Source organism: Streptomyces sp. NPDC059456 (assembly GCF_042750055.1).
Lineage (GTDB): Bacteria > Actinomycetota > Actinomycetes > Streptomycetales > Streptomycetaceae > Streptomyces.
This window is the reverse complement of sequence record NZ_JBHYVA010000147.1, coordinates 1,844-14,753: the sequence shown is the minus strand read 5'-3', so window position 1 is coordinate 14,753 and position 12,910 is coordinate 1,844. Positions and strand designations below refer to the sequence as shown.

Here is a 12,910-nt window from a genome sequence, read left to right as displayed (position 1 = left end):
GTTGCCGCGGGGGCGTCACAGAGGGGGGCGGCGCCGGCCCCCGCGGCGGCGTTCTCGCCGCGCTTGGTGAAGCAGGCGACGACCGCGGCGAGGACGGCGACGCAGCCGGCGACGGTGAAGGCGGTGCTCATGCCGGACACGAACGTGTCGTGCGCGACCTCGGTGATGGCCTCGGCGACCGGGGCCGGGGCCTGCGGCGGGACCGGGGCGATGCCGACCTGGACGCCCTTCTCGGCGAGGTCCAGCTGCTCCGGGGTGAGCGGGGGCAGCTTCGCCTGCTCCCAGTTGTCCCCGAACGAGTTGCCGACGGTGGTGGCCATGACCGCGCCGAGGACCGCGGTGCCGAGGCTGCCGCCGACCTGCATGGCGGCCTGCTGGAGCCCGCCCGCCACGCCGGAGAGCTCCAGCGGGGCGTTGCCGACGATGACCTCGGTGGCGCCGACCATGACGGGCGCGAGGCCGACACCGAGGAGGGCGAACCAGAGCGACATCTGCAGGGTGCCGGTGCCCGGGGTCAGCGCGGACATCCCGAAGCAGGCGACGGCGGTCGCGACCATGCCGGTGACCAGCGGGATCCGCGGGCCGACGGCGGTGATGGCGGCGCCGGCCAGCGGCGAGCCGATGATCATCATGCCGGTCAGCGGCAGCAGGTGCAGGCCGCTGTCGACGGGGCTCATGCCGTGCACGTTCTGCAGGTAGAAGGTGACGAAGAACAGGCCGCCCATGAAGGCGAAGGCCATCAGGACCATCAGCACGGTGCCCGCGGACAGCGGCACCGAGCGGAACATGCCGAGCGGGATCAGCGGTTCGGCGACCTTCGACTCCCAGACGGCGAAGAGCACGAAGCAGACGACGGAGGCGAGCAGGAACAAGACGGTCCGGGTGTCGCCCCAGCCCCATTCCGAGGCCTTGATCAGCGCCCAGATCAGCGAGAACATCGCGGCCGACAGCAGCAGGATGCCGACGGCGTCGAAGGACTTGGGGGCGTTCTCGGCCCGGTGGTCGACCAGGATGAACAGGCCGAAGGCCAGGGCGATGATGCCGACGGGCAGGTTGATGAAGAAGACGGACTGCCAGTTGACGTTCTCCACGAGCAGGCCGCCGACGATGGGCCCGGCGGCGGTCGAGGCGCCGATGACCATGCCCCAGATGCCGATGGCCATGTTGAGCTTCTCGGCGGGGAAGGTGGCGCGCAGCAGGCCCAGCGCGGCGGGCATCAGCAGGGCGCCGAACAGGCCCTGTGCCACGCGGAAGGCGATGACGTACTGCACGCCGGAGGACAGGCCGATGGCGGCGGAGGCCGCGGCGAAGCCAGCGATGCCTATGAGGAAGGTCTGGCGGTGCCCGAAGCGGTCGCCGAGCTTGCCCGCGGTGATCAGCGAGACGGCGAGGGCGAGCAGGTAGCCGTTGGTGATCCATTGGACGTCGGCGAGCGAGGCGTCGAGGTGCTGCTGGATCGCGGGGTTGGCGACGGCGACGATCGTGCCGTCCAGGGTGACCATCATGACGCCGATCGCCACGGCGAAGAGGGTCAGCCAGGGGTGTCCGCGCAGCCCGGAGCGGGCCGGCCCGGGGCCGGTCTCCTTGACGGGTACCCGGTCGCCCTGGTCGTCGATGGTGATCTGACTCGTCATGCGGACAGGCTAGTGACAGCGACTGACACTTCACAAACGGGTTAACGAGACAGTGGCTGTCAGGTCGGTCACAGGTACCCTGTCCGCTCACTCAGCGTCAGATTCGGCACGCGGAGCATGCGGAAAGGACACCCCTCTGTGATGACCGACGAGCGGCCGGCGCCCGCGCCCGGACTGCGCGAGCGCAAGAAGCGGCGCACCCGTGACGCGCTGATGCGCGCCGCCCTCCTCCTCTTCGTCGCCCAGGGGTACGAGCACACGACCGTCGACGAGATCACCGACGCCGTGGACGTTTCCCAGCGCACCTTCTTCCGGTACTTCGCCAACAAGGAGGAGGTCGCCTTCGCGGTCCAGGACCTGGTCGAGACGCACTTCCTCGCCGCGCTGGGCGCCCGGCCGCCGGCCGAGGGGCCGCTCCAGGCCCTGCGGGGCGCGGTGCTCGGCGCCTGGGACACCCTGGACGAGGCCCTGTCCGACGTGGTGCCGGTCGACCTCTACATGCGCACCTACCAGCTCATCGAGTCGACCCCGGCGCTGCTCGCGGTGCACCTGCGCCGCTCCACCGAGCTGGAGGAGCGCATCGCCCGGCTGATCGCCGGGCGCGAGGGACTGGACGTGGACGCGGACCCGCGGCCCCGCGTGGCGGTCGCCGCGTTCTCCGGGGTGATGAGGGTCACCGGCCGGCTGTGGGGGCAGGGACAGGACGCCAGCGTGGCCTCGATCCGGCGGATGACCGAGGCGTGCCTTGACCAGATCGGCCCCGCGCTGGCCACGGACTGGCGCTGAACGCCCGTACGGGGTCCCACGGTCGGCCGTGAACCCGGTCACCCCGGGCCCCGTGGCCGGATCCGGTCTCCTACGCTGGTCCCAGTGAACCTGCCCGGCCTCGCCCACTCCCCCGTCGGCGCCGACCCGCGCCCCGCCGCCCTGCGCACCCTGCTCGCGCTCGCGGTGGTCTTCATCATGCTGGCGACCACCGGCTGGACCGCGGTGCACCGCCCCGACGCGGGCACCTCGCTGCGGACCGCCGCCCTCGCCTCCTGGGCCGCGGCCCGGATCGACGGCCGGCCGCTGCCGCCCGCCGACGCCCCCGTACGGACGGTGGCCCGGTTCTTCGCCGGCCTGGACGGAGCCCAGCGGGCCCGGCTGGCCGAGGGGTACCCGCTGGTCGTCGGCAACCTCGACGGGGCGCCCGCCGCCCTGCGCTACCGGGCCAACCTGCGCGGCCTGGAGCAGGCCGAGCGGGTGGAGGACGCGCGCAGCCGGGACGTCAGCCTGACCCCGGCCGACCGCGCCACGGCCGGCCGGCGCTCGCACCGCTTCGCCTCGCTGGCCGAGCCGGGCCGCCAGATCCTCGCGTTCGACCCGACCGGCAACGGCCGCGTGGCCGAGGTGTTCGGCGACCTCGACCGGGCCGAGCGGATCTCGGTGGTCGTCCCCGGCGTCGACACCGACGCACTCACCTTCGAGCGCACCACCCGCCGGCTGACCGCCCCCGTCGGGATGGCGCAGTCGCTGTACGAGGCCCAGCGCGCGCAGGCTCCCGCCGGCCGCACCGCGGTCATCGCCTGGGCGGGCTACACCGCGCCCACCGGGGTCGGCATGGACGCGGCCACGGGCCGGATGGCGGTCGACGGGGCGGTCCGGCTGGAGGCCCTGACGGCGGCGCTGCCCGGCGACGCGCAGGTGGCGCTGTTCTGCCACAGCTACGGGTCGGTGGTGTGCGGGGTCGCCGCGCACGCGCTGCCGCAGCGGGTGACGGACGTGGTGGTGGCCGGCAGTCCGGGGATGCGAGCGGAGTCGGTGGCGGGGCTGCACACGTCGGCCCGGGTGTGGGCCACGCGGGATGCCGGGGACTGGATCGCGGACGTGCCTCACCTGGAGGTCGGCGGGGTCGGCCACGGGGCGGATCCGGTGTCGCCGGAATTCGGGTCGCGGCTGCTGTCCTCGGCCGGGGCGAAGCTCCACACCGGCTATTTCGAGCCAGGTACCGGATCCCTGGACAACTTCGCCAAAATCGGAACAGGCGCGTTCGGTTCCGTTGTGTGTGCGACCGGCGACGATGCGTGCCGCCGTGGAATTTCCGGGACAGACGGGGACTGACACGTGTAGAGCCTCGGAAAACGGGCTTCGCATCAAGGGGGACGCACGGGGGTGCGTCCCTTTACCATGTGCCGCATGGGTGACGTACTGGCCGGAAACCATGCCGTCTGGGAGTTCGACACGGACTCGGTGGTCATCCGCTTCGCACGGGGGATGCGAACGCCACGTCTCTGGCACGCCCTCGGGGTGCGGCGGATCCCCTTCGAGGCGTTGTCGGGGGTGACCGTGAACGCGACCGGATCCGGGGGGAAACGGGACTCGGTGGTCCTGCACGCCCTGCCGCGGGCGGGCGCGGATCCGTTGATGGAGGTCGCGGCCGGGCAGCTGCGCGAGGTCTGCGACCCGTACCGGCTGGTGCTGCCGGGCGACCGGGCCGGGCAGGCGGCCGAGTTCGCCGACGCCGTACGGGCCCGGCTGGGCCCCGGTCCGGACGAACCGGCGGAACGATTCCTCGTCCAGGTCCCGGAGCCTCCGCTCCAGCTGAAGGCGTACGACGCACGCCTGGCGTTCGACGGCTCGGCCGTCACCTTCCACTGGTCGCGCACGGGCGCCACGAGCGCCAAGTGGAAGGCCGGCGACCAGCGTTGTCCGCTGTCCGAGCTGTCCGGAGTCGAGTGGCGCACGCCCGAGGGCCCCGGCGGCCACCTGCGGCTGCTGCGCCGGGACACCGCCGCCGACCCGCGTCCCGACCACGACCTGGCGTCCGCGGTGTTCGGCGTCGGGTACGGGTCGCTGCACGAGTCGCTGCCGTTCGCGGCGGCCGTCCTCGCCGCCCTGCGCGGCCGCACCCCGGTGGCCTCGGTCCCAACGGCCCGTACCGACGAGCGCCTGCACCACCTGAGCGAACTGCACAGCGCGGGCCTGCTGACCGACGCCGAGTACACGGCGCTGCGCGACCGCTTCGCCGCCGGCGCCTGAGCTCCGCGGCCGGGCCGCGCCCCGGCACCGCCGCCCGGGGACGCCCCGGCACCGCCGCCGGGGGACACCGGCACCCCGGCGACGGTGGATCCGGACGGGCCGGCCGGCTCAGGCCTCGCGGGCCGCGGACGTCCAGGTCATGTCCGGGTAGCGGTCGCCGGCGACCTGGCCGGCGATCGGCTCCAGCAGGGCCAGCTCCGCGGGCGTCAGGGTGATCCGGGTCGCCGCGGTGTTCTCCGCGAGGCGGCCGGGCTTGCGGGTGCCCGGGATCGGGACCACCGTCAGCCCGTGCACCTGCGCCTGCTGGTGCACCCAGGCGAGCGCGATCTGCGCCGGGCTCGCGCCGTGCGCCTCGGCGATCTGCCGCACCGGCGCCAGCAGCGCCGCGTTGGCCTTGGCGTTGTCGCCGGTGAACCGGGGCTGGAAGCGGCGGAAGTCCGCCGCCGAGAGGTCGGCCGCCGCGTCCGCGAACGAGCCGGTCAGGAAGCCGCGCCCGAGCGGGGAGTACGGCACGAAGGCCACGCCCAGCTCCGCCGCCGCGCCCACCGCACTGCGCTCCACGTCCCGGCTGAACAGCGACCACTCCGACTGCAGCGCCGCGATCGGGTGCACCGCGTACGCCTCGCGCAGCTCGGCGCCGGTGACCTCGCTGAGCCCCAGAAGGCGCACCTTGCCCTCCTGCACCAGCTCGGCCATCGTGCCCACCGACTCGGCGAAGGGCACGGCCGGGTCGCGCCGGTGCATGTAGTAGAGGTCGATCACGTCGGTCCCGAGCCGCCGCAGGCTGTCCTCGACGGCCTGGCGGATGTACGCACGGTCGTTGCGGATGCCCCGGTACTGCGGGTCGTCGCTGCGCGCGATGCCGAACTTCGTCGCGAGGGTGATCTCGTCGCGGTGCTCGGCCACGAACGGCGCGAGGAACTCCTCGTTGGCGCCGCGCCCGTAGGTGTCCGCGGTGTCGAAGAGGGTGACCCCGGCCACCAGGGCCGCTTCCAGGGTGTCGCGGGCGCGCGCCTCGTCGGTCTCGCCGTAGAACTCGCTCATGCCCATGCAGCCGAGGCCCTGGACACCGACCAGCGGGCCCCCCTTGCCGAGTTCGACCTGCTCGATGGTGGTGTTCTGCGTCATTGCTGTGTCGCCTTCCCCGCGGTCGTGCCCATGGCATACATGTCGATCTTGAAGTCCAGTACGGCGAGCGCGTCGGTCAGTTCCGAGATCCGTGCGCGGACCTCGCGCCGCGTCTGCTCCAGCAGTTCGCGGCGCTGGTCCACGGTGTGCTCGCCCTCGCGCACGAGTTCGGCGTAACGGACCATGTCGGCCACCGACATCCCGGTGGCACGCAGCTTGCCCACGAAGGCAAGCCAGTGGAGGTCCTGGTCGCTGAACCGGCGCTGTCCCGAGTGGGAGCGGTCCACGTGCGGCATCAGGCCGATCCGTTCGTACCAGCGCAGGGTGTGCTGGGTCAGACCGGTCCGGGCCTCGACCTCGCTGATCGTGTACCGCGTCTGCGTCAGGCTCATGGCGACCACGCTAAAACCCTGGAGTGCACTCCAAGCAAGTAGGCTCGGCCGCATGGAGAGCGTGGAAACCCTGCACAGTCTGCGAACCGTCGAAAACTGGCCGGTACCGACCGCTGCGGCGGCCGTCGTGCGCGCCGACGGGAGCCTGGCCGGCTCCCACGGCCCCGTCGACCACCGTTTCGCGCTGGCCTCGGTGACCAAGCCGCTCGCCGCGTACGCCGCGCTCGTCGCGTACGAGGAGGGGGCGATCGAGCTGGACGAGCCGGCCGGACCCGAGGGTTCGACGGTCCGTCACCTGCTGGCGCACACCAGCGGCCTGGCCTTCGACGAACACCGCGCGATGGCCGCGCCCGGGACCCGGCGGCTGTACTCGAACGCCGGCTTCGAGGTGCTGGGCGACCACATCACCAAGGCCACCGGCATCCCCTTCGCCGAGTACCTGCACCAGGCGGTGTTCGAGCCCCTGGGCATGACGTCGACGACGCTGGAGGGCTCGCCCGCCAAGGACGGCGTCTCGACCGTGTCCGACCTCGTCCGGTTCGCCGCGGAGCTCCAGGCGCCGCGGCTGCTCGACGTGCGCACGGTCGCGGAGGCCACCTCCGTCGTCCACCCGGGCCTCAAGGGCGTGCTCCCCGGGTACGGGATCCAGTCCCCCAACGACTGGGGACTCGGCCTGGAGATCCGCGACGGCAAGACCCCGCACTGGACGGGCGCCTCGTCCTCGCCGCGCACCTTCGGCCACTTCGGGCAGGCCGGCACCTTCCTGTGGGTGGACCCGGACGCGCGCGCGGCGTGCGTGGCGCTGGCCGACCGCGCGTTCGGCCCGTGGGCCGTGGAGGCCTGGCCCCCGTTCACCGACGCGGTCCTCGCCGAGCTCGCCGGCCGCTGAGGCGGCACGGGACCCGCCCGGTCCGCCGGGGCGGCAGGACGCCCCTAGGGGGTGTCCTGCCGATCAGGCCGGATCAGGGAGCGGCGTCTGGTGCGTGCGATCGCAAGGCCGAGGAGCGAGTCGACGCGGAGCGTCGGCGAGTGACGAGAACGCGGCGAGCGCGCGTGCCCGGCCTGATCGGCAGGACACCCCCTAAGGGAGTTCCCAGATCAGCAGTTCCCCCGGGGACCCGGCGACGAGTTCAAGGTCCCGTTCGCCGGTGATCCGGGCCGCGTCCCCGGGTCCCAGCTCCTCCCCGTCCAGACGCAGGTCCCCGCGCACCACGTGCAGGTAGACCCGCTCCGCCGCCGGTACGGCGACCCGCTCGCCCGCGCCGGGCCTGCGGACGTGCAGGACGGCGCCGGCCGCGGGGACCTCGTACGGGGTGTCCTCTGCGAGCTGCGGGACGAGCGCGTACGAGGGCTCCCCGCCGGGGGCGGACGGCGCGAGCCACATCTGCACGAAGCGCAGCGGCGCCGCGCCGTCGTTGCGCTCGACGTGCCGGGCCCCGGATCCGGCGGCGAGGTGCTGCACGTCGCCGGGTCGGACCAGGGTGCTCTCGCCGGTGCTGCCCTTGTGCGTGAGCTCGCCCTCGACGACCCAGGTCACGATCTCGGTGTGGCTGTGCGGGTGCTCGTCGAAGCCCGCGCCCGGGGCGAGCGTCTCCTCGTTGCAGGCGAGGACCGGGCCGAAGCGCAGGTTCTCCGGGTCGTAGAACCCGCCGAAGGAGAAGGCGTGCAGGGTGGTGATCCCGGTGTCCGGGTCCCCGCCCCCGTAGCGGTCGGCTCCGCGGCGTACGTCAATCATGAGTGTCACCGTAGCCCCCCGGCGGACGGCCGCCGCGGGACCGGACTCCGCGCCGCCGTCCCGATAAGGCAGTCTTGTCCCGTGCCCCAACCCGAACGTGAGCATTCCCCCGCGCATCCCGCTCCCGCCCATCCGCACGCCGCGACGCTGCGCCGACTGGAGAAGTCCTCCGGCCGGCTCGCCGCCAACGCGATCGCCCGCATGGACGAGACCCTGCCGTGGTACCGGGCGATGCCCCCGGAGAACCGGTCCTGGATCGGCCTGGTCGCGCAGGCCGGTATCGCCGCGTTCACGGAGTGGTTCCGGCACCCGGAGACCCCGCAGGCGATCTCGACGGACGTCTTCGGGACGGCTCCGCGCGAGCTGACCCGCGCGATCACCCTGCGCCAGACCGTGGAGATGGTCCGTACGACCATCGAGGTCATGGAGGCCGCGATCGAGGAGGTCGCGGCGCCGGGCGACGAGTCGATCCTGCGCGAGGCGCTGCTGGTGTACGCCCGGGAGATCGCGTTCGCGACCGCCCAGGTGTACGCGCAGGCGGCCGAGGCGCGCGGGGCGTGGGACGCCCGGCTGGAGTCCCTCGTGGTCAACGCGGTGCTGTCGGGCGAGGCCGACGAGGGCGCGCTGTCGCGGGCGGCCGCACTCGGCTGGAACTCGCCGGAGCACGTGTGCGTGGTGCTCGGCACCGCGCCGGAGGGCGACAGCGAGCTGACGGTCGAGGCGATCCGGCGCGCGGCCCGGCACCACAAGCTCCAGGTGCTGACGGGCGTGCTGGGCGACCGGCTGGTGGTGATCGCGGGCGGCAGCGACAACCCGATCCAGGTGGCGAAGTCGCTGATCGGGCCGTTCGCGGCGGGCCCGGTGGTGGCTGGTCCGGTGGTTCCGGACCTGCTGAACGCGACCAAGTCCGCGCAGGCCGCGGCGGCCGGTCTGAAGGCGTGCACGGCCTGGCAGGACGCTCCGCGGCCGGTGCTGGCGGACGATCTCCTGCCCGAGCGCGCGATCGCCTCGGACCCCTCCGCGCGGGAGCAGTTGGTGGAGGAGATCTACAGACCGCTGGAAGAGGCGGGGTCGGCGTTGCTGGAGACGCTGAGCGTGTATCTGGAGCAGGCGAGCAGCCTGGAAGGGGCCGCGCGGATGCTGTTCGTACACCCGAACACGGTGCGCTACCGGCTCCGACGTGTGACCGACGTCACCGGCTGGTCACCGTCCGATGTCCGCTCGGCGTTCACTCTGCGGATCGCCTTGATCCTCGGGCGTCTGGCCGACGGCGATCCACAGTCCTAGACTTTTGTCGGACATCAACAATTACCCCGACGGTTCTTGGTCCCTGTCCCCACGGGCGGCGGGGACCATCCACAAGAGAGAGTGTGAGGGTGCTCGTACTCGTCGCTCCCGGCCAAGGCGCACAGACGCCCGGCTTCCTGACTCCCTGGCTCGACCTCCCCGGTGCCGCTGACCGCGTCGCCGCCTGGTCGGACGCCATCGGGCTCGACCTTGCCCACTACGGCACGAAGGCCGACGCGGACGAGATCCGCGACACGGCGGTGGCCCAGCCGCTGCTGGTGGCCGCCGGTCTGCTCTCCGCCTCCGCGCTCGGCGGCGGCTCCCGTGCGGCCTTCGGCGCCGTCGCGGGCCACAGCGTCGGCGAGATCACGGCCGCCGCGTACGCCGGTGTGCTGTCCGACGCGGACGCGCTGTCGTTCGTACGGACCCGCGGTCTGGCCATGGCCGGGGCCTCCGCCGTCACCGAGACGGGCATGGCCGCGGTGCTCGGGGGCGACCAGCAGGTCGTCGTCGCGCACCTGGAGAAGCTGGGTCTGACCCCGGCCAACATCAACGGGGCGGGCCAGATCGTGGCCGCGGGCACGATGGAGCAGATCGAGGCCCTGGTCGCCGAGAAGCCCGAGGGCTCCATGAAGGTCGTCGCCCTCAAGGTCGCGGGCGCCTTCCACACGCACCACATGGCTCCCGCGGTCGCCACGCTGGAGGAGGCCGCGCAGGCCCTCGTCCCGGCCGACCCGGAGCTGAAGTACGTCTCGAACAAGGACGGCCGCGTCGTCACCACGGGCGCCGACGTCGTCGCCCGCCTGGTCGGCCAGGTCGCCAACCCGGTCCGCTGGGACCTGTGCATGGAGACGTTCGGCGCGTTGGGCGTCACCGGGATCATCGAGCTCAGCCCGGGTGGCACGCTGACGGGTCTGGCCAAGCGCGCGCTGAAGGGCGTTCCGGCCGTGGCCCTGAAGACGCCGGACGATCTCGAAAAGGCCGCTGCGCTCCTCGCCGAGCACGCGGCCTGAGAGAAGGAGCCCACACAGCATGTCGAAGATCAAGCCTGCCAAGGGCTCCCCGTACGCCCGCATCCTCGGCGTCGGCGGCTACCGGCCGACCCGCGTGGTCTCCAACGAGGTCATCCTGGAGACGATCGACTCGTCCGACGAGTGGATCCGCTCCCGCTCCGGCATCGCGACGCGGCACTGGGCCTCGCCCCAGGAGACCGTCGCCGCGATGTCCGTGGAGGCCTCCGGCAAGGCGCTGGCCGATGCCGGGATCTCGCCCGAGCAGATCGGCGCCGTGATCGTCTCGACGGTCTCGCACTTCAAGCAGACGCCCGCCGTCGCGACGGAGATCGCGCACCGGATCGGCGCGGTCAAGCCGGCCGCGTTCGACATCTCGGCGGGCTGCGCCGGCTTCGGCTACGGCCTGACGCTGGCCAAGGGCCTGGTCATCGAGGGCTCGGCGCAGTACGTCCTCGTCATCGGCGTGGAGCGGCTGTCCGACCTGACCGACCTGGAGGACCGCGCGACGGCCTTCCTGTTCGGTGACGGCGCCGGCGCCGTGATCGTCGGCCCCTCGGACGAACCGGCCATAGGACCCACCGTGTGGGGTTCCGAGGGCGACAAGTCCGAGACGATCAAGCAGACCGTGCCGTGGGACGAGTTCCGCAGCACGGACAGCGCCCAGAAGTTCCCGGCCATCACGCAGGAGGGCCAGGCGGTCTTCCGCTGGGCCGTCTTCGAGATGGCCAAGGTGGCCCAGCAGGCGCTCGACGCGGCCGGGATCACCGCCGAGGACCTGGACGTCTTCATCCCGCACCAGGCGAACATGCGGATCATCGACTCGATGGTGAAGACTCTCAAGCTGCCGGAGCACGTCACGGTCGCCCGTGACGTGGAGACCACCGGCAACACGTCGGCCGCCTCGATCCCGCTCGCCATGGAGCGGCTCCTGGCGACCGGAGCGGCGAAGAGCGGCGACACCGCGCTCGTCATCGGCTTCGGGGCGGGACTCGTCTACGCCGCGACGGTCGTTACCCTCCCCTAGGGCTCCGGATCCGTATCCAGCCCTGTTCCACCCCAGTTAGCTAGAGAAGGAGCGCCACATGGCCGCCACGCAGGAAGAGATCGTCGAAGGTCTCGCGGAGATCGTCAACGAGATTGCCGGCATCCCGGTCGAGGACGTCGAGATCGGCAAGTCCTTCACCGACGACCTGGACGTCGACTCGCTGTCCATGGTCGAGGTCGTCGTCGCCGCCGAAGAGCGCTTCGACGTGAAGATCCCGGACGAGGACGTCAAGAACCTCAAGACGGTCGGCGACGCCGCCGACTACATCCTGAAGCACCAGGCCTGAGCCTGACGAGCGTTTGTCGCCACCTGGCGGTGGCGCCGTGACAATTCAGCACCCCCTGAGACGTGGAGAAAGAATTCCTGTGAGCCCGACCAATCGCACCGTGGTCGTCACCGGTATCGGCGCAACCACTCCGCTGGGTGGCGACAGCGCTTCGACCTGGGAAGGTCTGCTCGCCGGTCGTTCCGGCGTCAAGCCCCTCGAGGGCGAGCGGTTCGCCGAACTCCCGGTCCGTATCGCCGCCCCGGCCGCCGTGGACCCCAGCGAGGTCCTTCCGCGCCCGCTGGCCCGCAAGCTGGACCGCTCGGCCCAGTTCGCCGTCATCGCCGCCCGTGAGGCCTGGGCCGATGCCGGCTACACCGCCCCGGCGGGCGAGGACGCGTCCATCGCGCCCGAGCGCCTGGGCACCGTGATCGCCTCCGGCATCGGCGGCGTCACCACCCTGCTCGACCAGTACGACGTACTGAAGGAAAAGGGCGTGCGCCGGGTCTCCCCGCACACCGTCCCCATGCTCATGCCGAACGGCCCGTCGGCCAACGTCGGCCTGGAGGTCAACGCCCAGGCGGGCGTGCACACCCCGGTCAGCGCCTGCGCCTCCGGCGCCGAGGCCATCGGCTACGCCGTCGAGATGATCCGTACCGGCCGTGCCGACGTGGTCGTCGCGGGCGGCACCGAGGCGGCGATCCACCCGCTGCCGATCGCCGCGTTCGCCAACATGATGGCGATGTCCAAGAACAACGAGAACCCCGAGCGGGCCTCCCGCCCGTACGACAAGGCCCGTGACGGCTTCGTCCTCGGCGAGGGCGCGGGCGTCGTCGTCCTGGAGTCCGCCGAGCACGCCGCCGCGCGCGGCGCCCGGGTCTACTGCGAGGTGCTGGGCCAGGGCCTGTCCGCGGACAGCCACCACATCGCGCAGCCGGAGCCGACGGGCCGCGGTGTCGCGGCCGCGGTGCAGAACCTGCTCGACAACACGGGCCTCGACCCCGCCGAGCTGGTGCACGTGAACGCGCACGCCACGTCGACCCCGCAGGGTGACACGGCCGAGCTGAAGGCGCTGCGCAAGGTCCTGGGCGACGACCTCGACCACATCGCGATCTCCGCGACCAAGTCGATGACCGGTCACCTGCTGGGCGGCGCCGGCGGTATCGAGACCGTCGCGACCGTGCTCGCGCTGTACCACCGGCTGGCCCCGGCGACCATCAACGTCGACGAGCTCGACGAGGACATCGACGCGGACATCGTCGTCGGCGAGCCGCGCAAGCTGCCGACCGACGGCAAGATCTCCGCGATCAACAACTCGTTCGGCTTCGGCGGCCACAACGTCACCCTGGCGTTCCGCACCGTCTGACGCCTGACGTCCCCCTGCCCAAGG

General features: G+C 72.4%; 13 protein-coding genes. 9 read left to right on the top strand and 4 right to left on the bottom strand.

Translation table 11 applies throughout. The features are described 5' to 3' along the window. On the bottom strand, positions 1–1,634 hold a 1,634-nt coding region (locus tag ACFXA3_RS15660), incomplete at its 3' end, for an MFS transporter (protein ID WP_385187086.1). A gap of 141 nt (positions 1,635–1,775) precedes the next feature. Between ACFXA3_RS15660 and ACFXA3_RS15655 the strand changes: the two genes are divergently transcribed. The 3 genes from ACFXA3_RS15655 (at position 1,776) to ACFXA3_RS15645 (ending at position 4,655) form a co-directional block, all read left to right on the top strand. Beyond that, positions 1,776–2,420, top strand: a complete 645-nt coding sequence (locus ACFXA3_RS15655; protein ID WP_385187084.1) for a TetR/AcrR family transcriptional regulator — start codon at positions 1,776–1,778, stop codon at positions 2,418–2,420. 177 nt (positions 2,421–2,597) lie between these two features. Beyond that, a complete protein-coding gene (locus tag ACFXA3_RS15650) occupies positions 2,598–3,737 on the top strand; it encodes an alpha/beta hydrolase (protein ID WP_385187088.1) in 1,140 nt (379 codons plus the stop codon). Positions 3,738–3,803: 66 nt separating this feature from the next. Continuing rightward, the gene (locus ACFXA3_RS15645) at positions 3,804–4,655 is read left to right on the top strand and encodes a DUF4429 domain-containing protein (RefSeq protein WP_385187082.1); all 852 of its coding nucleotides are present in this window, start codon (positions 3,804–3,806) and stop codon (positions 4,653–4,655) included. 108 nt (positions 4,656–4,763) lie between these two features. Here the strand turns inward: ACFXA3_RS15645 and ACFXA3_RS15640 are convergent, their stop codons facing one another. Together ACFXA3_RS15640 and ACFXA3_RS15635 are read right to left on the bottom strand one after the other, a co-directional pair. Continuing rightward, a complete protein-coding gene (locus ACFXA3_RS15640) occupies positions 4,764–5,783 on the bottom strand; it encodes an aldo/keto reductase (RefSeq protein ID WP_385187080.1) in 1,020 nt (339 codons plus the stop codon). Continuing rightward, the gene (locus ACFXA3_RS15635) at positions 5,780–6,175 is read right to left on the bottom strand and encodes a MerR family transcriptional regulator (RefSeq protein WP_376194247.1); all 396 of its coding nucleotides are present in this window, start codon (positions 6,173–6,175) and stop codon (positions 5,780–5,782) included. Before ACFXA3_RS15635 ends, ACFXA3_RS15640 begins: the two co-directional genes overlap by 4 nt. 52 nt (positions 6,176–6,227) lie before the next feature. On the opposite strand from ACFXA3_RS15635, the gene ACFXA3_RS15630 reads away from it, so the two are divergent. Next, complete coding sequence (locus tag ACFXA3_RS15630; RefSeq protein ID WP_385187078.1) at positions 6,228–7,064, top strand: serine hydrolase domain-containing protein; 837 nt, start codon at positions 6,228–6,230, stop codon at positions 7,062–7,064. A gap of 192 nt (positions 7,065–7,256) precedes the next feature. Here the strand turns inward: ACFXA3_RS15630 and ACFXA3_RS15625 are convergent, their stop codons facing one another. After that, positions 7,257–7,910 (bottom strand): pirin family protein, encoded by a 654-nt coding sequence (locus ACFXA3_RS15625; protein ID WP_385187076.1) that lies wholly within the window; start codon positions 7,908–7,910, stop codon positions 7,257–7,259. An 81-nt stretch (positions 7,911–7,991) separates the two neighbouring features. On the opposite strand from ACFXA3_RS15625, the gene ACFXA3_RS15620 reads away from it, so the two are divergent. The 5 genes from ACFXA3_RS15620 to fabF all read left to right on the top strand — a co-directional run bounded on the left by ACFXA3_RS15620 (position 7,992) and on the right by fabF (position 12,886). Beyond that, positions 7,992–9,197 carry a PucR family transcriptional regulator gene (locus tag ACFXA3_RS15620; protein ID WP_385187074.1) on the top strand — a complete coding sequence of 402 codons (1,206 nt, stop codon included), beginning with the start codon at positions 7,992–7,994 and terminating at the stop codon, positions 9,195–9,197. Between the two features lie 89 nt (positions 9,198–9,286). After that, complete coding sequence (locus tag ACFXA3_RS15615; protein WP_385187072.1) at positions 9,287–10,210, top strand: ACP S-malonyltransferase; 924 nt, start codon at positions 9,287–9,289, stop codon at positions 10,208–10,210. A gap of 19 nt (positions 10,211–10,229) precedes the next feature. Next, complete coding sequence (locus ACFXA3_RS15610) at positions 10,230–11,234, top strand: ketoacyl-ACP synthase III (protein WP_054222909.1); 1,005 nt, start codon at positions 10,230–10,232, stop codon at positions 11,232–11,234. A 58-nt stretch (positions 11,235–11,292) separates the two neighbouring features. After that, complete coding sequence (locus ACFXA3_RS15605) at positions 11,293–11,541, top strand: acyl carrier protein (protein WP_030227178.1); 249 nt, start codon at positions 11,293–11,295, stop codon at positions 11,539–11,541. A 79-nt stretch (positions 11,542–11,620) separates the two neighbouring features. After that, positions 11,621–12,886, top strand: a complete 1,266-nt coding sequence (gene fabF, locus ACFXA3_RS15600; protein WP_385187070.1) for a beta-ketoacyl-ACP synthase II — start codon at positions 11,621–11,623, stop codon at positions 12,884–12,886. Positions 12,887–12,910 lie beyond the last annotated feature (24 nt).